Raw genomic sequence first — 21,044 nt, forward strand, 5'->3', positions numbered from 1 at the left:
CTTGTTTTTTCTATATATAATTGCTATTTTTATTATGAATGTTATAATTGTAATAATGTAGGGCAAAAGACCTTTGACCCTGATCCACATTGATAAACATATCACAAACAAAGGAGTTATACAATCATGTTCTCATCTTCTACACAGCCTTCAAATCTGACTCCCAGGTATTCCTGTATCCAGTTTTTCTTCTGGATCGTTTTTGTTACCTTGGCCAATTTTGCCAGCGTATTTCTCCTGAATACCGGCTTCACTAATACCCAGATTGGTATTATCATCGCTTTGGCAGGCGTTGTTTCTGCACTTTTGCAGCCAACCGTTGCCAGCTATGCCGACAAGAACAGCAGCCCATCTCTGAAAAAGATATGCATTTTTATTTCACTGATTGCCCTTGTTTTGTCAGCATTTTTGTTGTTCTATACACGTTCTCTGCTGTGCACTGGAATCTTTTACGGAAGCTGCTTTGTGCTTATACAGCTGCTTACCCCTATGGTCAACTCGCTGGGAATGGAAAGCCTGAACCAGGGCAAAAAGCTGAATTTCGGCATTGGCAGAGGTATGGGATCCCTGTCTGCTGCCGTGATCGCATCTACTCTGGGTATCCTGGTAGACAGATTTGGAATCAGAGCCATCCCTGCAAGCATTTCCATTGGGCTGCTTCTTTTTCTTTTTTCCTTGTGGATTTTCCCTTTCCGGAAAGTTCCAAAAGAACACCAACAAAATCTGACGGCAGCAGAAAAAGCACCTGGATCCGGTGCTTTGTATTTCTTTCGCAAATATAAAAAATTTACCATCGTACTGCTTGGTTCTATCATGGTGTATGTAAGCCATGTGCTGATCAACAGCTTTGCATATCAGGTCATTGTAGAAAAAGGAGGATCCAGCACTGATATGGGGATCGCTATGGCTCTTGCTGCCATAATCGAGCTTCCTACCATGTTCCTTTTCGGCTATATGCAGAAAAAGATCCGCTGTGATATATGGTTCCGCAGCTGCGGTATTTTCTTTGCGCTGAAAACCCTGTTTTCTCTGCTCGCCCCTAATATGACTGTATATTATATCATTCAGATCTTTCAGGCCTTTGGCTGGGCTTTGATTTCTGTTTCCTCTGTATATTACGTAAACTCCATTATGGAGCCACAGGATGTGATCAAGGGCCAGGCCTATTTCACCATGACCTACACCATCGGAACAGTTCTTGGGGCACTTCTGGGTGGCTGGCTTATCGATCTGGCAGGTGTTTCTGCCATGCTGATCTTTGGTACAGCTGCCGCTTCCATCGGCGCAGTGCTTATGCTTTTTGCTACCGAGAAGCCTGCAGAAGCTACTTCCAGATAACCCTACCCTTTTTCACAGTCATTGCATAAGTTTTATCCCTGCGCATCCGGAACGGATATCTGATCTCTGACACCAGGAACAGATTCTGATCTGAATGCGCTCTTTGCATACTGCAGTCACAGATCAGCCATCTGGACCCGATCCTGACCTCACACCATCCATGTGGTGACAGTTGCACATAGGGACCTCGTGCCGTAACACCGCCTACTGCCACCCGGCTGTCATATCCCAATACTCTGGCAATATATGCCATAGCCGCTGCATAATAGTAGCAGCTGCCTCTTTTTCTGGTAAACATGTACCTGGCACAAGATTTTATATTCCTGGCAGTAGGCACTTCCGTACCCATATGGAAATATGAAAATTTCACCAGTGCATCATAGCACTGACGCAGTCGCTGCCTTGTCTTATTCTTTCTTGATGAATTCTTCAACACAAAATCCACGGCCTGGCGGATCTCTCCTGCCTTTACCACAGTACCGGTTCTGTCCACATACACATAGCCTTTTCTCTTTGTACCTGTGATCCTGTTCCTGACAGCAGCATTTACCTGCACTGTTCCCACATCTGCCCCTGCCAGCAATACTGCTAAAAGACACACCAATATTAAAATCTTCTTTTTCATGAGCATCCGGCATCCCACCATCCGGTCATCACATTTAGGATTTCCTGATCCGTCTGGCGCATTCCAACCCGTCCGATGTACCCCATAGCCTTAATGGTTTGTTCCACATCCTCTTCCACGATCCCGTCTCCCGGAAGAAAACTTTTGTTTTCCATACTCAGATGAAAGGCCATGATCGCCGCATTTACCGAGGATGCAATCTTGGCTGCACAAGAAGGCTTTGCGCCATCACAGATGATGCCTCCAACATTTCCCAGTGTATTGATGATCGCAGCCGAAACCTGACTATAATCACCGCCATACATATAAGTGATCCCTGCTCCCACACCGCAGGCAGAACATACAGCACCACAGTAAGCCGACAGACCCCCTATGTAATATTTCTGGTGCACAGCAGTAAGATTACTCACCACCAGTGCACGATACAGCTTCTCTTCCGGCACATCCCATTCCTGAGCATAGACAAGCACTGGCATAGAAACCGTGATCCCCTGATTGCCACTTCCGGAATTAATCACAACCGGCATGGAACAGCCGCCCATCCTGGCATCACTTCCTGCTGCCGCCCTGGCACATGCACGGGCAGCTACTGTACCTCCCCAGGCATTCTCCAGGGTTTTCCCGATCTGTGCCCCATAGGGATGCTCCAAGCCTTCCTGAGAGATCGCTGTATTTAACCGGATCTGCCGTCCAATAATATCACGGATATCTTCCATACGTACACAGTCTGCAAATTCCAGGATCCCACGTACAGAAAGCTCTCTTCTTTCTTCTTCCGTACTCTTTCCATCATTTTTCAGCTGGTCATAGAGAACCTGCCCATCTTTTAGGACTCGCACAATATTAGTATGTGTTTCGGAAATCACTACCACTGCACTATGTATTCCTTTTTCCACATGGGCTTCTATATAGATCTTCTCTGTGGTATCTGCCAGGGCAAATGTACAGATCCCATCTGCCAGGAGTGCTGCTGCCTTTTCTCTGTCATTGGCTGTCACACTTTCCAGAACTTCCAATTCTTTCGAGGCATCTCCACCTACAGCTCCAAGAACTGCTGCTGCATTGATTCCTTTCATCCCGCCGGAATTAGGAACTGCTGCACCCTTTGCATTTTTGATAATATTTCCGCTGCACCGGATATGAATAGATTCCGGGCACTCTCCCAGCACCTGTGCTGCCTTTGCTGTCGCATAAGCTACTGCGATCGGCTCCGTACAGCCCATAGCCGGTATCAGCTCCTTTTTCAGAATATCCAGATAATTTGCATACTGTACTGCATCCACTGTATTTTCCTCCTGTTACATTGGCCATCACCTTAGGTAAATCAGGGCTTCCCCTTTGCCCTGAAGGCTCCTTCTCTGGCCTTATTATAACACAATCACCAGCCGCCTCCAATATCTGAAAACGCAGTGATCAGGCAATCAATACCCAGGAGCAGTAAATACACTCCCATAAGCACTCCAATGGAAAAAACAGAAAATCCAGGGTTTACGATCATCAGCACTGCCAGCACCAGCCCTGCTGTATTGATGACCAGGCTGAAATAATAATAAGCATTACCAGCCACAAAGCGTACAATATTCAGATGGGACAGTCTGGAAATACAATGTGCGATAAACCAGATAGGCACTAAAAGCGCAATGATCCATTTTCCTGCATCCGGATGTACCAATAGCATAAACCCTGCCATAACGCTTAAAAGTCCGGCAATCAGGGATACAGAAGGTCCAAATCCCATATGCTGTTCCATCTTTACATAAAAAACAAGATCTCCGATACCAGTTACCACAGCCAGAAGTCCGTACAAGATCACAAAACCTTCCAGAATACTGCCAGGATGTACACAGGTAAAAATTCCCAGAAGGATCAAAAGAAGTCCTTCAATAAATTCCAGCCATCCAAAACCAGAACGTCTTCTCATTTCTGTCCGCCTCCTTCTTCATTCAAAATCTGCATAAACTCATCTCCTGTAATGGTTTCTTTTTCATAGAGAACCTTTGCAAGCTGATCCAGCTTCTCCCGGTTATCCTCCAGAAGCTTTTTCGCTTTTTCATGCTCTTTTCTTACAAGCTCTACCACCTTGCGGTCGATCTCTTTCTGGGTATCCGAAGAACATGCAAGAGATGTATCGCCGCCCAAATACTGGTTATTTACAGTTTCCATGGCAACCATGTCAAATTCCTCACTCATTCCGTAGCGGGTGATCATGGCTCTTGCCAGTTTGGTTGCCTGCTCTATATCATTGGATGCACCTGTGGTGATCTCTCCAAATACCACTTCTTCTGCTGCACGGCCGCCGGTAAAGGTGGCAATTTTGTTCAGAATCTCCTGCTTTGTCAGAAGATATTTATCCCCCTGTTCTACCTGCATGGTATAACCAAGCGCACCGGAAGTCCTTGGAATAATGGTGATCTTCTGTACAGGTGCAGAATTTGTCTGAAGGGCAGCAACAAGGGCATGACCGATCTCATGATAGGAAACCACTTTCTTTTCATGGTCTGAGAGCACGGCATTCTTCTTCTGGTATCCGGCGATCACTACCTCTACGCTTTCCTCCAGATCCGCTTCCTCTACTACAGTTCGACCACTTCGTACTGCACGAAGGGCAGCCTCATTGATAATATTGGCCAGTTCAGCACCGGATGCTCCGGATGCCATTCTTGCAATAGTATGGAAATCTACATCATCGGATGCATGGATCTTTCTTGCATGAACCTTCAGGATCGCTTCCCTGCCCTGGAGATCCGGCAATTCTACCGGCACTCTCCTGTCAAAACGTCCTGGTCGGGTCAGTGCAGGGTCCAGGGATTCCGGACGGTTGGTTGCTGCCAGGATGATCACACCATTATTTCCCTCAAATCCATCCATCTCAGTAAGCAGCTGGTTCAGAGTCTGCTCCCGTTCATCATTTCCGCCCACCTGACCATCACGTTTTTTACCGATAGCATCGATCTCATCAATGAATACAATACACGGAGCCTTTTCCTTTGCCTGCTTAAAAAGGTCACGTACCTTGGAAGCTCCCATGCCTACAAACATTTCCACAAATTCAGAGCCGGACATGGAGAAAAACGGCACATTCGCTTCTCCGGCCACAGCCTTTGCCAGCATAGTCTTACCTGTACCTGGAGGGCCTACAAGCAAAACTCCTTTTGGCATTGCAGCACCTACCTGGGTATATTTCTCAGGATTGTGAAGGTAATCTACGATCTCAGCCAGGTTTTCTTTTGCCTCATCCTCACCTGCTACATCGCTGAAATGGATTCCTTCTGTTGACTGCACATATACTTTTGCATTGCTTTTGCCCATTCCAAAGCTTAAGGCATTCTTACCACCTGCCTGCTCGATCAGCTTCTTGCTCATGTACTGTCCAAGCAGTACAAAGATCAAAAGCGGAAGAAACACAGTCAGCAGAGTACTCATCAGCGGAGACATGGTTGTGTCAATCTCTTTTGTAAATTCTGCCCCACTTTTATGAAGACGCTCTGTCAGGGTAGGGTCCTCCATAACGCCTGTTTTATATATCTTATCTTCATCCTTATTCGTAAATACGATCTGATTATCTTCAATTTCTACTTTACCGATCTTGCCATCATCGATCATGTCCATGAATGTTCCATAATCCACTTCTTTCACCTGACGTTCCATAAGAACAGGTGAAACAAACAGATTAAAGAGAAACAGTACAAGTATGACGATCCCATAATAATACATCAACGGCTTTTTCGGTGATTTCACTTCTTTCATGATCTGTGTATCCTCCTTTTTTATTCCTTTCTGAGCCAGAAATTCCTGTAATTTTTCAACTCCTGCTCCGGTTGTTCTATATTCTATCGCACAGGCTACCGGTTTTCAATAAACAGATTTCCTCAAATGCACAAAAAAGACATAAAAAAAGAGCATATGTGCACTTTTGCATATATACTCTTTGCTTATTATACTTGAAGCCATTGCCCCACATCATTTTAGCTATATTTTTTCACAGCTCTACAGCTATTTCCACGTTCTTGCCACAAAATGCAACTCCATATTTATAAATATGATCTATACCAGCAGCTTTTAAATCTATATCATATTTATTCTCATTTATCTGCCGTAAAGCTGTCTCAGAAAGCTGTTTTAACTGTTTTTCCGTACAGTCTTTTCCTGCCTTTAATTCTATCAGGATACCTGGCAGCCCTTTACTTAAAGGTTTTAACTGGATATCATATCTGCCATCCCCGGATTCCCTGTTTGAAGTTGCGAATGTACCTCCTACTAATGCACATAAACCTAACATGAATCCATGATAGAAATTCTCCCCAGCTGTATCAAAAAAACTGACAGATTGAAGCAGCATCGTCTGGATTAACTTCTGAAGTTTTTTGCAGTCTTCGGTAAAAATTGCTTCCTGAACCTGGATTGCAGTAGGCTGGGGAATCAGCCTTTCAAGCTTCTGCAATATTTCTTTACGATACACTACCGCAATTTCCTGATTCGGCAAAGCCACCTGGCACATAAAATCCCCATTAAAAGATAAAGTTGTACTCACAGCTTTTAAATATCCGGTAATGAGAAGAAAGCTGTAGATCGTTGACGGATTATTTTTAATCTGTGGATAAATCACCCCGGTATCAATATACGTGATAAAACTTTCGCCGTTAAGCAACGCTGTTAAACGGATGTACATTTCTGCATCCGCTTCACCAAGAATCTCACCAATAATATCATTACTTCCTGTTGATACCCAGAAGGCCCTTGGTTCACATTCATTGCTGAAATAATTAATGACAGACCAGGGATTAAAAATCTCTGTTTTACCAAAGCAATAGCCATCATACCATTTACAGATCTCATCATACTTGTCAGATGCCCCATAATAATCGGCCATCTTTTTTACTTCATCAGCAGTAAAGCCAAAATAAGAACTGTATTTATTATCCAGCACAGAATAAATGGCAAGATTATTCATTCCACTGAAGATGCTTTCTTTTGCTACTCGCAAAATCCCGGTAAGAAATCCGAAAGATAAATTCTTATTATCCTTAAATCCCCCTTTCCCATATTTTTCTGCAGATATTCTGCCGCTTTTGTATAGGCAGACATGGACAGTCCCATGTCGCTCCCATTTTCACCGCATCATATACAAGTCCTCGGATCTCTGAAGCCTTGTCAGCCATAAATTCCCGCTGTTCCCCTTATTTTTCCCACCATGCAACTGCCCGGATAGGAGATCCGTCACAGTTTTCCAGTTTTAAAGGAAAACAGCTGAACCAAAACAGATCATCTCCACAGAGTTCCAAATTTTTCAGATTTTCAATATTCACGATCTCTTTTTCTTTAAAAAGCTGTTTATGTCTTGTCAGATTCTCATCTGCGATAGGATCCAGGCCGATCACATCAAAGCCGATCCCTTTATAATTGCCAGCCAGAATATACTGCATCACCTGCTCATCCAGGCAGGGATAATCCCCGAAGTAACTGTCTGTTCCCCAGCGCTTATCCCATCCAAGATAAAAAAGGAGAAAATCAGCCTGTGCACTTTTTTCTCCATATTTCATAATCTGCGCCATTGTGATAGGCTCCCCTTCTTTCAGGCCACAGCAGTCAATCACCAGTGCTTTTCCAATAAACTGCTCTGCCGTGAACTGATCCAGGGTGGTCCGTCCTGCATACAGATGAGCCGGTGGATCCATGTGTGTACCTGTATGAGTAAACATACACAGCTTTGTTTCTTTAAATCCATCCTTTTCATAACTGTTTGCAGGCAAAAACTGGGGCGGCTCTGTCCCCGGATAAACCGGCATGTCTGGCCGGATGGTATGTGTCAGATCAATTACTTTCATATTCATGTCTCCTCCCTCAGGTGCTCTCATATTATCTAACCATATTTTAGCATGTCTTGCGCCTGATGTGGAGAAAAACTTATTCGTCATGATTTCCCTGATAAATATTTTTTCAATAAAAATGTGCAGAAATATGGAAATGTGCAAATCCCATCCTCAATTCCTACGTTGCTGTCTGCCAGCTTTATCCCCCAATGAATATCACTGTACGAATCACTGGATATTAACTTTCGCAGGGATCTTGAACGATTATTGTTTGCTTTTACTTCTACTGGTACCAGTTCATCCTTCGTTCTCACAAAAAAATCTTCTTCCAGAGTCGCACTCTCTTTTTTATAATAATACAGCCCTAGCCCTTGTTTTATAAAGGCCTCTGCCACAAAGTTTTCATATAAAGCGCCTTTATACACTCCCAGATTTTTATTCGCTCTCAGATCTTCCTGCGCCTCTTCATCTAAGGATGCGATCAGCAAACCGGTATCTGGATAATAAATCTTATATTTTGACTCATCATAATTTCCCTTCAGCGGAAGTTCCGGATAGTTCAAGCAGTAACATATGGATATTACTCCCGCATCCTCCAACCAGGTTATACATCCCATATATTCCCGGCTTCTGGCCTTTTTATCTATTTTGCTCAACTGAAACTTCTTATTTTCTTTTGCAAGCTGTGCAGGAACATTTCGATATACACTTACAATTTTAGTCTGATCCAGACCCTCTGCGTATTTCCGGATATCTTCCTCATAATCCAGCTGGATCTGTCTTTGGATTTCCAATGTTTCAGAAAAAGTGCCTGTTTCAATATACTTTTTGACAACAGCCGGCATCCCACCTAGAACACAGAAGTCCAGAAACAGCTTTTTATAAACCGCTAATTCCGTATCAGAAAATGGAACTCCATCCTGCATATGCTTTAAAAGATTGTCAATATGAATTTCTGTATATCCCTTTGCCCACAGAAACTCTTCAAAATCCATGGAAAACATTTCGTAATCTGTTTTGTATCCAACACTGTTGCTATGAATTTTCTTGCAGTTAATTCCAAGTAAAGAACCACTGCATATCACATCAAATCTGCCATCCAGCTTAAACGCTTTCAGAGAAGTTGCAATATCTGGAACTTCCTGCAATTCATCAAAGATAATCAGGGTTTTGCCTTGAATAAATTTTTTTGATGGATCCAGCAGAGATATATTTTTTATAATTTCATTAACCCCATAGCCATCACTTAATATTGTTTTGTATTTTGGTTCAAGTACAAAATTAATACTTACAATGTTTTCATAATTTTTCTGTGCAAAATGAAAAATGGACTCTGTTTTGCCAATCTGCCTTGCGCCTTTTACAATTAGCGGAAGCTTATCCTCACGATTTCTCCATGCTAAAAGATAATCGTCTATTTTCCTTCTTAAATACATCGTCTGCTACCTCCTGATGTTAGTATATCACGTTTTTGTCTCTTTTCAATTTGGTTTTCACGTTTTTATCTTCTTTTTATTCTGATTTTTCACGTTTTTATGCGTTTTTTGCAGTAGTATTTCACGTTTTTATAAAATCATTCAAGAGAAGCACTTTCTATTTGTAATTCCAACAATACCGCAAATAATATGTCCGAACCATTTCCACGCAAAAATCCGGAACAATGCGATGCACTCTCACATTATTCCGGATTATGATGTCTAATGATTTTACTTTACCTTTTGTATTGCATTTCACTGTTTATCTGGACGCAACCAATCCTATAACCCCGATAATGAGCAGCAGCGGAAATGCTACTGAAAGCAGTCCGCCTGCCACCATAACGATCAGTATCAAAGGAAGAAATACAATATTTAATACAAATTTGGAAATTCCCCAGGCTGCCTTAAGCCCAAAACAAAACAGTTTTCCAAACACACCGAACATACAAAAAACAAATAATAATGTAAACATCTCTGTGTCACTCCTTTAAAATCCTTCAATATCTTTTAATATCATCAATATCTCTGCAGCTGCCTTAATACATCTTCCACCCTGCGGATGGCTTCGTCAATCTGTCTGCGCGCCTTGTTGATCCTGTCCTGAACCATCAGATCCACAAATGCATTGTCAAAAAAGACATCTGCAAAAGTCAGAAGATCACTGGTTTCAATATGCAGGTCATATATCATACTTACGTCTCGCAGTTCTCTGCTGAAATTATCCAGATCATATCTGGCCTGTTCCATACACTGTCTGGCATGCTGCATCTTGGACTGCTTCACCATACTGGAAAAGAATCCTCCTTGAAAAATATCCCACAAGCCCCAGTTCCTTGCACTTGAAAGATTATCCTGTGCTGCCCGGAGGCTATGTAATGCTCTCTGACCTGCCTCAATGGCTTCTCTTTTTTCTTTTTCTATATCATATCCCATGATGATTCTCCTTATTGTATACTACCTTTTCTTCCTGCTCATATCATACATTATATCGCTGTTTGTTGCTGAAATAAATCCATTTTCTGAATTTCTTTCTTTTGGTAATGCGTCCTACATAAATAAAATCATTCTTACCAGTGTTCCAACCACAGTTACGATCAGCCATTCATTCTTTATCATTTCTTCTTCCTCTGCTTTCATATTGTGCTGGCTTGAAAACCGATTTATCTTTTATCCCAAGCCTGTTGCTGTATTCCGGATTTTGTCTCATCTCTTCCAGTATCCGTACCATCCTTCTTCTTTCGATAACGTCCATACTTCCTTTCTTTTTTATTTCCTTGCCGTCAACTGATAAATCCAGTATAATAAAACACAGCACAAAAATATACATCTGCTTTATTGAAATAACAGCACATATTTCTCTGTTTTGGAGATATAGGGAGGAGCCAGTATGGGGAAGCAATCTACCCGTGAGAATAAAACAATTTATCAGGTCTGCCGCGAAGAGCAGGGACTGACCCGTGAAAAAGCCAGCGAAAAAATGATCGGTGTATCGGCTTCAAGAATTGAAAAAATAGAATACGAACTGCAGGATCCTACGCCATATGATATCGTCCAGATGGCTGACTGTTACAGGCGGCCGGATCTGTGCAACTATTATTGTTCCCACAAGTGTACCATTGGTGACAGATATGTACCTGAGATTGAGGTTTCCGAGCTCTCCACCATTATCCTGGAAACCATTGCAAGTCTGAATGAGATCAATCCTCTTACCAGCCGCCTGATCCAGATTGCCAGAGACGGGAAAGTCACGGACGATGAGATCCATGATTTTGCATATATCAGCCAAAAGCTGGATGAAGTTTCCCTGGCCATTGATTCCCTAAATCTGTGGGTAGACAAAACCGCAGGAGAAAATAACCTTAACATAGAGCTTTTAAACAGAGAAAAAGAAAACTTAAAATTAAAGTCAAAAAAGGGCGGTAATTAAACCACCCTTCTCCATCAATCCGATTGCCTTGGATCTCCTTGCCTGGATCTTAATTTACTTATATCAAAATCCTGTATGATTCCGATCAGCTGTCCGGATATGATCACCGTCAGAAGTGAATACCCGATCCGCTTCAGTGGAATATAGCTGATAGACAGCATAAGCACCACAAGATCGCTGATCAGATACACCCACTGTACCTTAAGGCCCGTTAAATGGGATACTCCCATTGCAAGGGCATCATCTCCGGAAATAGCACCTCCGATCCTTACACATGCCCCTGCTCCAACACCTACGAATATTGCTCCTACGACAGATGCCACCAAAGGCATGTTATAAAGCTGAGGCCATAAGGGCTCAAACTGTTCAAAGATACGGTATGCCACAGAAAAGCTTACTGTGGCTATACCTGAATAGACAAGAAATATACGTCCCAGTATTTTCCATCCTAACGCATAGCAGATCACATTGGCTACAAAATTCGTAACCGCAGGCGATATGCCAAACCAGTGCTCCAGCAAAAGGTTCAGACCAATCACGCCTCCTTCCGTCACCCCGGAAAGTGAATGGACATGATAAAGGCCAAAGGCCAGAAACGTGCTGCCCAACACAGCAATGATGCAATTTTTAATTTTGATATCTTTAAAAAGTTTTTCCCTCAATCCCAATTTTTACTCACCAATCTTTTCTGTTATTTCTCGCTGCCCTATCTTTCTGAGCAGCAAAAATACTCCTCACATGACAGAGCGTGTAAAGACTATTATCCCCTATCATGACCAAATCGTCAAGCAAAAACCGATTATTGATTCTTTTATCCTACCAGCCCAGATCCATCAGCCAGTTATTTAATCCACGTTCCCTTTCCTTTTCAGCTGTAAGATGTTCCGGATGGGTATATTCTCCCTTAATATTGCCATCTACAATATAAAGGATCCTGCTGCATCTAGCGGCAACCTTTGCATCATGTGTAACCATTACAATAGTCGTACCCTCCCGGTTCAGTTTTACCAGTTCGTCCATTACCTCATTGGAAGAGGTACGGTTTAAAGCTCCTGTAGGTTCATCTGCAAACAGCAGTCTTGGCTGATTCATCATACTTCTGCAGATACAGGCTCTCTGAAGCTGTCCGCCGGATACCTCATTCACATCATTATCAGCGATTTCAATAATACCCAGCTTACGCATCAGCTGTTCTCCTCTTTTTTGCTTCTGGCTTCTGCTTTCATCTGTTTTTTTGCTTTCTGCAGCCGGAAGTATGATATTATCCAGGATAGTCAGATTTTTCATCATATACATCTGTTGAAAAATAAATCCCATTTCATCCAGCCGAAGCTTTGTCAGTTCCTTTTCACTAAGAGTAGTCAAGTCCTTTCCTTCAAAAAGCACCTGTCCGCCTGTTGCACGATCCATCCCGGATATTGCATACAAAAGCGTGGATTTTCCGGAACCCGAAGGACCCATGATCGCCACCATATCTCCTTCATTTACCTGAAGATTTACATTTCTAAGTACGTTGTTCTGTCGTTTATCTATAACATATGTTTTGCAAAGATTCTTTGCACAAAGTAATGCTGCCATTTTGATTTCCTCCCTTTTTGCTACTCGATGTTTGCTGTATCATTGCTTCTGGTCTTCCGGATATGCAGGGCGGTAATCCCTGCCCCAAGGAATGTGATAAAGAAAATGATCACCGGATACATAAGAAAAATTTTCCACGGACTGATCACAAATGAAACCTTTCCGGCTCCTGTCATGCCAAACAGCGGATTGCCAACCAGATATGTTACAGGAACTGAACATAACGCAGCCAGCAGCACTGCAAATAATGTAACTATTCCAAACCGCATAATGTGCCATCCGATGATCCTGGAGTTGCCAAAGCCAATAGCCTTCAAAATAGCGATCTGACTTCTTTCATCTGCAAGGAATGACCGTTCCATCAGAACGCATACCAACAGGATCACGATCATTGTAATACCAAGCAAAAGATACTGTACAGCCTCCACAGTAGATGCTATACCCATCATATCATCACAATACTCCACTGCATTCATCACGTGATCGATTTCAAACAGCTTTTCTACTTTTTCTTTACGAGTTTCAATTTCTTCTGCGGGAGGATCATCCTGGAAATTGATCTGATAAGGCATCAAAGTTGAAAGATATCTAAAATCTGTAGGTGCATCCTCATGAAGCCGGATCACCTGTCCAAGCTGATTCATACTCTGGAAATATGCCACCACCACACAATCAACGGTTTCTGTCCCAAAATCAATTGACATGGTATCTCCAAGTTTCGCACCTGTCAGGTTGCTAATAGTAGGGGTGATGGCAATTTCATTTTTATTTCCAGGTGCCTCCCCTTCCGTGTATTCGTACTCTGATGCATTTGTATGGATTCCCTGCTGGCAGGAAAGAGAATAATCTTTATCCTTTACCCGCACCTTATATTTATACAATGCTTCCACGCACATCTTTGCAGGCATTCCATCATCAGCCAGAAGTTGTTCCTGATCAGCCAGATATGTTTCTACCTGCTTTTCCCCATCCTGGGTCATGCTGTTGATCCCGGTCTCCTGATCCTGATAATACAGATCACTTCGTTTTCCGAAGGTTGTAACAAAAGTATCACTTCGCAGGGTTGCACTCACATTCACAAATACCAGCACAAACAGCGTACAGATAAAAAAGGCAATGATAATAGTCATATACCGTCTCGGTGCACTGAATATATCATTCACTGCCAGAAATGTACTGGTGCTTCTGTGGCTTTTCCCAAGCCTGAACGGGGATTTCTTCTTGTAGCGCTCCCCTGTCTCACCGGAACGGATAGCATCAATAGGTGAATACTTTTTCACCAGCTTCGTACACCGGAATGTAAAAAGAAGGATCACACCTACCACTAGAACTGCGCCAATCACTGACAGAAGAAAATGGTTATCTGCTTCCAGTACCATATTATTACTTACAGACTGCAAAAGCAGCTTTGAAAAAGGAACACTGAGCAAAAGCCCTGCCCCGGCTCCTACCACTGACATTATCAGATGCTTTGCAAGATACAGGCTGCGGATTCTGAAATTGCTGATACCAATTGCCTTCATAACCCCGATCTCACGAAATTCCTCGGAAATAGTAAAAGTAATGGAGAATTTCAGCACAACAAAAGAGATCAGAATCAGACACACACTTAAGATCAGTATTGTAAATGCTACGATCATGTTCATCACATAAGTGGTTTTTATCATGGAATATGCACCAGAAAACATAACTCCTGGTACTTCAGAGATCAAGGATGCCAGATCCGACTCCTGTGCACCATCTGCCAGGTCAATATAGCACACCTGCCCCTGATATCTGCTTCGCACATTATCATTTGCAAACAGCTTTTCCATGTCGGTCTGACTGAAAAGAAACCGTCTGTTTTGCATCATAGGGGAACCGAAAAGCGCATCCTTTGCTGTGCCGTCCAGCGTTACAGAAAAAGATACACTGTCATGTGTAACCATAATTTTATCGCCTGTCTTAAGATCGTTCTCTTCCATGAAATCCCCGGTTACATAGGCATGCCCGGGCTGGATTTCTGTGATCTGTTTGTTGTCTTTATCAAAGTATTTCAGCTGACTGTCTTCCAAAGCCTGGAAAACTACTGAATTTTTCGCTTCGATCTTTGTTCCGTCCGCTTTTTTCAGATTGGATTTAACACCCCAGATCACAGGTTCTATGCGGCATTCTTTGATATCATCATTTCCTTGCAACACATCTTCCAGCGCTGTCTTGCTTTCTTCTCCCATGGAGATCACCACATAATCCCCGATCCCGGCCTTTTTCAGATAATGGTCTGTTCCGTTCATAACAGAGACCACATTACTGAGTCCGCTTGCCACAAACATGGCAGCCAGCAGGATAAAAGAAAGAAGGACAGCATTCATCACTTTTTTTCTTTTTAAATCTTTTTTCAAAATACGAAAAAACATCCTGGATTTTCCTCCCTTTGTTTGATGTACCCATCTTACAGGAGAATTTATTAAACAATCCTTAAATGCCTGCTGTTCAGTAACTATTTTTATCTTAATCATTGCTTTTTACACCGGTCATACCTTTCGCACAACCATAGTTACAACAAAATCCTGCTCCTGGATTTCCGCATATACTTCCCCATCCATTTTCCGCATCAGCTGCCTGCTGATATAAAGCCCCAGCCCGGATCCCTTGGCTGAACCGGCATTGCTGCCTCGATAAAAAGAATCAAACAGATTCACAAGCTCTTCTGCTTTTAGTGTACAGCCGGAATTAAGCACATGAATCAATATACAATCCTCTTCCTCTCCAAAAGAGAGATTAACTCTTTCTCCATCCCCGTATTTCACCGCATTTTCCAGGAGATTCTGCAATACCTCGATCAGCCGGTCAGGATCTCCCTTTAATAAACAGTCTGTATAGGCCTGTATTCCAAAGCTGACATGCAGCTGTCCCAGTTTGTCCTCATAAAGCATCCGAATCGCTTCTATCACAGTTGAAAGATAAACCTCCCCTGGATCTACTGTCAGATGCAGGAAATCCTCCCTGGAAGCTTCCGTAATCTCACTTACGTAATCTTCGATCTCTTTTACATTTTTCTCAATGCCATGATATGCTTCCACACACTTTTCTTCCGTTGTATAAAGCCCTTCTTCCAGCACTCTTACGTACAGGTGGATGGCAGATAAAGGCGTCTTGATATCATGTGTAAGAGACAGGATCAGAGTCTTTTTCTCCTTTTGCAACTGTAGTTGTTTTTCTTTATTATCCTCAAGAGTATTTCGCAGCATGTCCATTCCCCATAGGAATCTGCCAAGGTATTGGCTTTTCTCTGCCGGAATCGGCATGGACAGATTTCCCTTTGCCAGTTCCTCTGTAAGATGCTCCATTCTGTGAAAAGGTTTTATTATTTTTTTCTTCATATAAGTCACTAAAAAAACAGACATGAAAAACAAGATTCCCAGGGCAATATCCATAAGGATCCATGTTCTGTAGTCTGTCCGATTATAAAAAACCTTGTAGATCGTATCTGTTTTTTCTTGTAGTTTCCGGATCACTGGTTCAGGATCTGCAATCCATATGTAGTAAATCAGGTTTGCAATCCCAATGAAAACCAGTTCCAGTCCAAGAAATCTTCTTGCAAATTTTTTATACTCATTCATATCGATACCCAGTCCCCCACACAGTAATAATATGCTTTGGATCCTTCGGATCCTGCTCAATCTTCTTACGAAGCCATTTAATGTGAACAGTAAGGGTCTGTAGCTCGGATTCGCTGTCACTGCCCCATACACGATTAAACAGGTATTCCTTCTTTAGAGTAGTTCCTTTATTCTCGACCAACAGCTTTAGTAATTGAAATTCCTTTTCCGTAACATTCACAGGCTTTCCATTCACAGTAATGGTCTGGGATACGTTATTCAGCTTCAGATGGCCGCACACAAGCTCATCCAGCGCATATTTCCGCTTGAAGATCCCATTGATCTTTGCCATCAGTATATCAATATCATAAGGCTTGCCGATGTAGTCATCCGCTCCAATCTGCAAGCCTTTTAATGTACTTTCCTTATCTGTCCTGGCACTTGCAATGAGAATATGGGTATTGGAAGTCTCCCGTATTTTGGCACAGACAGAAAAACCATCCACTCCTGGCAGGCCGATATCCAGCACGATCAGATTGGCGCCGTACCTTTCAAAAATGTCAAGGGCTTTTTCCCCTGTTTCTGCAAGACTTACGGTATAATTCTCTTTTCTGATAAAATCGCATAACAGTGTCCCGATTTCTATGTTGTCTTCTACAATAATAATATCCGGCACCTGTTTCTCCCTCCTGTGGTTCAGTCATGTCTTGTAACTGATATACAGATTATACATCTGCCAGCCAAAAGTCAACAAAATGTTTGATCATTCCCGATACCACAGCATTATAAATCCCGGCTGAAAATTCAGCCGGGTTATTTCTACACATCCACTATGCCATGCTGTTGACCGTTTTATATTTATAAAGCATCTCCGCATGGTTCTGCTCTTCGATCTGGATATCTGCCAAAAGTTTTCTCACACCTGGATCTCCAAACGCAAACACTTCCGTATTGTAAGTGGAAGAAACAAGTTTTTCTGTTCCGATACAATCGGTTGCAAGGAAGCTGTCTGCCTTCTTATCCTCTGAAGGTGCCATACTGTACGTAGCGGTTGGTTGATAATCTTTCCCCGCACAGTCATTGCAATCACAGGAAGGTACTCTTCCAGACAATACCTGTGTGAGCGAATCTAAATGTTTCTGCTCTTTTCCCTGCAGGTCTGTAAACAGGTCAACAAGTACCTGATCCTTGGCAAGCTTACTATATCTCTGGTATTTTTCCACACAGGACTGCTCCTGTGTCTGCAAATCTTTGATCACAGTTGTCTCTTTGTCACTTAATATCATCTTTCTGCCTCTTTCCCACAGGTCTTAAAACCTGTGATAAATTTGTATGATTCATGATGATATTATGCGCCCCAGAAATAGTAATTATTCATTTTCTTTGTAATAAAGCGACTAAGTCCGTTTCAAGAATCTTAAGTTTCTCGATCGTTAAGGAGCTTGTTATATTTTGCTCCACCAGTTCGATTATTTCATATACTTCCCAATCGTATTGATCAAAGAGATATCTGCCGGCAGCCAAGCAACGCTGTCTAACTGATCCTTGGTAAGCCACTTTGCAGCTTCTGCTTCTTTTAGCTCAAGATGGCCTTTTGTTACTTCCGCCCAAAAACAATCCATAGAAAGGTGGAAGCTGGGATAATCATACTCAATCGTATCCACCCATTCACCAATCTTGATTTCTGTATCCAGTTCTTCCATTATTTCTCTTGCAAGAGCCTGCTGTGGTGTCTCTCCGGCTTCTACCTTTCCTCCCGGAAATTCCCATCCACCCTTAAATTCACCATAGCCTCTTGCCGTTGCAAATATTTTATTTTTCTCTTTCATATTGTCGCAGATAATTGCTGCTACTACTTTTATTGTTTTCATCTATTGAATACCTCTAACTATTTATGCCGTAATATTAGACTGCAAGTATCTTAACAAATCCTCTCGCACTGCATGATGCATTTTTATAGTAACCTTTGTGATTGGCTGCATACGTCCACGATTATCTTCTTTCTGTGCATTTAAGGCTTTTACGATATCGAACTGTCCCATGTAATAAAAACTTGTCTCCGCATCTGATTTTTTCACAAGTAAATGCTTTCTTGCAGCTCCAAGCACATCCTGCATATAAGAGCTGTCCAGACCTTTTCCAATCTGTGAATCCCACTTAAAGATCAGATTGTCCTCAAATGCATCTGCGTAATCCGGTTTTCCATCCACATAATTTTTTTCATCCTGGCTCTCTTCTTTATGATAGGTAATGAAAATAAAAACATCGTCTTTAATTCGTTTCATACCATACATGATAGAGGAAAGATCCTTCCCACAGTTCATAAGCAGACTGACATCCCTTCTGGAATACTTTTCATATAGCACAAAGGGATTGTCCGCACTCCTTCCCGGAAGATACCTCTCCTGATATCTGGTAATACCAACCTTTATAATATCTTCCACCTGTGTATAGAACTGCCTGTGTGTAAGTCTTTCAGCGTAGCTTTGCACTCTTTGGATCATTCCAGGCCGGGTGCTTTCCAGGATATCGATCAGACTGAATTTCTGATATTCTGCTTCTTTACTCACAAAATGTCCCTGCAGCACCTGAACAGCATCCTTTACCTGTGCTATGCTGACCTCAAATCCAAACTTCTTTTTGTATTCTTCTGCAAAATCCTCAATCTCGATCTGATCTTTGTGAAGAAGCTGACCAAGTATTGCAAGCTCATCTGGACGCACTCCTGAGAGAACCGTTTTAGACAAGTACTCCAGTGTTAATTTTTCCTGTTCACTTAAACAATTCTTGTATTTCTCCTTTTCCATAGCCTGCATAAAAGCATCATACGTTTTATATTCTCTAATGATCACCAACGGATCAATTTCCTGATTCTCATAGAAATCATACAGAAGCGGAATCCGTCCCAATCGATTCTTCAAAGAAATATAGCTTTCTTTGATCAAGGCTTTCATACCTTTAATCCTGTCGATGGACTTAAAGATCTTGTCCTTGGAGATCTGGTCAAAATGAACGGTCGATGCCCCTGGTATTGTACTATTCCCACTAATCACGTACTTGCGGATCACATCTGCATTATAGGAACGATCCCCTGATAATGCCACCGGTATCATGAAATTATTATTATAATTCCCGATAAAATCCAAAACAACAACATATTCTTTCCCCGGTGCTTTTCTCAGACCTCGTCCCAGCTGCTGAATGAATACAATCGGCGACTGTGTAGGTCTAAGCATAATAACCTGATTCACTTCAACAATATCCACGCCTTCATTTAATATGTCACAGGAGAAAATATAATCCAGAGGCTGCATCTCCTCTGTTGCAGCAGCTTCATCCATGGCCACTCTTTCAAATGCCGCCTGGCGTATCTCCTCACTGTCATTACCACTTAATGCAACTGTACGGTATCCCAGTGCATTGAACTTTCGTGATAATTTTACCGTCCTGGTTATCATCCCGTTTGTCCGGAGTAGCTGTCATGCCCAAGAACAGCTTCGGTTTAAAATAATTAATGACCTTGGTGTAGATGTTGTTAGAACTATGGTGTGCTTCATCCAAAATAATGCAATCAAAATCATCCGGCTTGTACTGAAACAAATGTGTATCTCTATTCAAAGTTTCTACTGTTGCAAAAACATAGTCTTTCTCATATTCATAGGAACCGGCACCCACAAGGCCCATGGTAACACGTCTGTCAAATACCTTTTCATACGATTTCCTCTGCGACTTCTCCATTTTCCGTAGAAATCAGTTTTGTATTCCACTCTTTATTAACCGTCAGCGCCGCACTTGTCATATTGGAACTTCCAATGATGATCCGGTAAATCTCTTCTTTTTTGAAAATATATCCCTTCGTGTGGAAGCCATTTCCGGCAGCTTCCACGTCATACATTTTCAACGTAATATTTTTCAATCCATTGAGTTTTTCAAGTGCTCTCGGCTCGCTGAAATTCAGATAATTGGTTGTAAGAATCTGCCCCTTAATCCCCTTTTCTTCAAGCTCTTTTAAGGTCTGAAGAAGCGGAGTCACACCACCCATTGTGATAAATGCAACACTGATCTGAAACTGATCACAGCGCAGCAATTCATCCTCCACAGATGAAATTACCTTCTTCCCTTCTTCTGGATTATTCGACACAAATGCTGGCTTGTACGCCAGATTTGCCGCCACGGAACCATTTATATAAGCGGCACTTAAGCCATTTTGCAATTCATTGATCACATTCGCATCCATTGAAAAATCTCCCTCTCATTCCGTAATGAGCAAAACAAATACTTTGCTTAGTATTATACCTTATAGGAGAGAGTTTGTCATTGAATATCCATGAAGCATGCATGACAAAGACAACCGAACGAAACGGTAACAATAAAAAACTGGTTCGAACATATTAAGGTTGATCATTGTATCTGAACCTGTCTTTTCTATGGTCTTTCCGATGAATAGCTAGGCTGGCTTTTCATTGAGATTTCTCTTATGCTTTTTTCGTTGACATTTAATACTGTTCAATGTATCATATAATCAAGAAATGGGTTTTGTTACTGAGTAAGGTCATTTGACTGGAAAAGATTGCTCGTTTCTTTTTTTTATTTTCATGATATCGTATAAGTAATATTTCCCATCTTCATCGTGTCTGACCAACATCGCAACAGTGACATACTCCCACCACTTAAATCTCTAATTTTGAAGTGGGGGCTTCTTGCTCA

General features: G+C 42.1%; 21 protein-coding genes. 2 read left to right on the forward strand and 19 right to left on the reverse strand.

From position 1 onward, the window contains the following. The first annotated feature begins 126 nt into the window (after window positions 1-126). Window positions 127-1,338 (forward strand): MFS transporter, encoded by a 1,212-nt coding sequence (locus tag G5B11_RS10300; protein WP_173727998.1) that lies wholly within the window; start codon window positions 127-129, stop codon window positions 1,336-1,338. On the opposite strand, the gene G5B11_RS10305 is transcribed toward G5B11_RS10300, so the two are convergent. The 9 genes from G5B11_RS10305 to G5B11_RS10345 all read right to left on the reverse strand — a co-directional run bounded on the left by G5B11_RS10305 (window position 1,325) and on the right by G5B11_RS10345 (window position 10,184). After that, on the reverse strand, window positions 1,325-1,963 hold the full coding sequence (locus G5B11_RS10305; RefSeq protein WP_173728000.1) for a transglutaminase domain-containing protein: 639 nt from the start codon (window positions 1,961-1,963) through the stop codon (window positions 1,325-1,327). The two genes, G5B11_RS10300 and G5B11_RS10305, sit on opposite strands and share 14 nt — an antisense overlap. Further along, the gene (locus G5B11_RS10310; RefSeq protein WP_173728002.1) at window positions 1,960-3,246 is read right to left on the reverse strand and encodes an L-cysteine desulfidase family protein; all 1,287 of its coding nucleotides are present in this window, start codon (window positions 3,244-3,246) and stop codon (window positions 1,960-1,962) included. Before G5B11_RS10310 ends, G5B11_RS10305 begins: the two co-directional genes overlap by 4 nt. Before the next feature lie 95 nt (window positions 3,247-3,341). After that, a complete protein-coding gene (locus G5B11_RS10315; RefSeq protein WP_158422922.1) occupies window positions 3,342-3,884 on the reverse strand; it encodes an HdeD family acid-resistance protein in 543 nt (180 codons plus the stop codon). Beyond that, window positions 3,881-5,710 carry an ATP-dependent zinc metalloprotease FtsH gene (gene ftsH, locus G5B11_RS10320; RefSeq protein WP_173728004.1) on the reverse strand — a complete coding sequence of 610 codons (1,830 nt, stop codon included), beginning with the start codon at window positions 5,708-5,710 and terminating at the stop codon, window positions 3,881-3,883. The genes G5B11_RS10315 and ftsH overlap by 4 nt, the downstream gene beginning before the upstream one ends. Window positions 5,711-5,942: 232 nt before the next feature. Continuing rightward, a complete protein-coding gene (locus G5B11_RS19445; protein ID WP_244092974.1) occupies window positions 5,943-6,947 on the reverse strand; it encodes a PD-(D/E)XK nuclease domain-containing protein in 1,005 nt (334 codons plus the stop codon). A 193-nt stretch (window positions 6,948-7,140) separates the two neighbouring features. Further along, a complete protein-coding gene (locus G5B11_RS10330; protein WP_158422623.1) occupies window positions 7,141-7,788 on the reverse strand; it encodes a cyclase family protein in 648 nt (215 codons plus the stop codon). A gap of 86 nt (window positions 7,789-7,874) precedes the next feature. Beyond that, a complete protein-coding gene (locus tag G5B11_RS10335; RefSeq protein ID WP_173728006.1) occupies window positions 7,875-9,209 on the reverse strand; it encodes an ATP-binding protein in 1,335 nt (444 codons plus the stop codon). Window positions 9,210-9,510: 301 nt separating this feature from the next. After that, window positions 9,511-9,723, reverse strand: a complete 213-nt coding sequence (locus G5B11_RS10340) for a hypothetical protein (protein ID WP_158422601.1) — start codon at window positions 9,721-9,723, stop codon at window positions 9,511-9,513. A gap of 44 nt (window positions 9,724-9,767) precedes the next feature. Beyond that, window positions 9,768-10,184, reverse strand: a complete 417-nt coding sequence (locus tag G5B11_RS10345; RefSeq protein WP_158422602.1) for a hypothetical protein — start codon at window positions 10,182-10,184, stop codon at window positions 9,768-9,770. A 454-nt stretch (window positions 10,185-10,638) separates the two neighbouring features. Here G5B11_RS10345 and G5B11_RS10350 point away from each other — a divergent pair, with 454 nt between their 5' ends. Continuing rightward, the gene (locus tag G5B11_RS10350) at window positions 10,639-11,178 is read left to right on the forward strand and encodes a helix-turn-helix domain-containing protein (protein WP_173728008.1); all 540 of its coding nucleotides are present in this window, start codon (window positions 10,639-10,641) and stop codon (window positions 11,176-11,178) included. 14 nt (window positions 11,179-11,192) lie between these two features. Here G5B11_RS10350 and G5B11_RS10355 read toward each other — a convergent pair whose 3' ends face one another. The 10 genes from G5B11_RS10355 to G5B11_RS10395 form a co-directional block, all read right to left on the reverse strand. Further along, window positions 11,193-11,789 (reverse strand): YitT family protein, encoded by a 597-nt coding sequence (locus G5B11_RS10355; protein ID WP_330603120.1) that lies wholly within the window; start codon window positions 11,787-11,789, stop codon window positions 11,193-11,195. 205 nt (window positions 11,790-11,994) lie between these two features. Beyond that, the gene (locus G5B11_RS10360) at window positions 11,995-12,756 is read right to left on the reverse strand and encodes an ABC transporter ATP-binding protein (RefSeq protein WP_173728010.1); all 762 of its coding nucleotides are present in this window, start codon (window positions 12,754-12,756) and stop codon (window positions 11,995-11,997) included. Between the two features lie 20 nt (window positions 12,757-12,776). Beyond that, window positions 12,777-15,152 carry an ABC transporter permease gene (locus G5B11_RS10365; RefSeq protein WP_173728012.1) on the reverse strand — a complete coding sequence of 792 codons (2,376 nt, stop codon included), beginning with the start codon at window positions 15,150-15,152 and terminating at the stop codon, window positions 12,777-12,779. 117 nt (window positions 15,153-15,269) lie between these two features. Next, window positions 15,270-16,358: a sensor histidine kinase gene (locus tag G5B11_RS10370; protein WP_173728014.1), complete on the reverse strand. Its 1,089-nt coding sequence runs from the start codon at window positions 16,356-16,358 to the stop codon at window positions 15,270-15,272. Continuing rightward, a complete protein-coding gene (locus G5B11_RS10375; protein ID WP_158422608.1) occupies window positions 16,351-17,013 on the reverse strand; it encodes a response regulator transcription factor in 663 nt (220 codons plus the stop codon). The genes G5B11_RS10370 and G5B11_RS10375 overlap by 8 nt, the downstream gene beginning before the upstream one ends. Before the next feature lie 154 nt (window positions 17,014-17,167). Next, entirely contained in the window at window positions 17,168-17,623 is a 456-nt protein-coding gene (locus tag G5B11_RS10380) for a ferritin-like domain-containing protein (protein WP_158422609.1), read from the reverse strand. Between the two features lie 183 nt (window positions 17,624-17,806). Further along, window positions 17,807-18,208, reverse strand: coding sequence for a (deoxy)nucleoside triphosphate pyrophosphohydrolase (locus G5B11_RS10385; protein WP_158422610.1), 402 nt, complete (start codon window positions 18,206-18,208; stop codon window positions 17,807-17,809). 21 nt (window positions 18,209-18,229) lie between these two features. Next, window positions 18,230-19,795, reverse strand: a complete 1,566-nt coding sequence (locus G5B11_RS10390) for a DUF3427 domain-containing protein (RefSeq protein ID WP_244092975.1) — start codon at window positions 19,793-19,795, stop codon at window positions 18,230-18,232. Next, window positions 19,722-20,075, reverse strand: coding sequence for a DEAD/DEAH box helicase family protein (locus G5B11_RS19585; RefSeq protein ID WP_317258468.1), 354 nt, complete (start codon window positions 20,073-20,075; stop codon window positions 19,722-19,724). Before G5B11_RS19585 ends, G5B11_RS10390 begins: the two co-directional genes overlap by 74 nt. After that, entirely contained in the window at window positions 20,047-20,574 is a 528-nt protein-coding gene (locus tag G5B11_RS10395; RefSeq protein WP_173728016.1) for a phospholipase D-like domain-containing protein, read from the reverse strand. Before G5B11_RS10395 ends, G5B11_RS19585 begins: the two co-directional genes overlap by 29 nt. Window positions 20,575-21,044: the final 470 nt, after the last annotated feature.

This window comes from Blautia glucerasea, assembly GCF_013304385.1.
GTDB lineage: Bacteria > Bacillota > Clostridia > Lachnospirales > Lachnospiraceae > Blautia_A > Blautia_A ammoniilytica.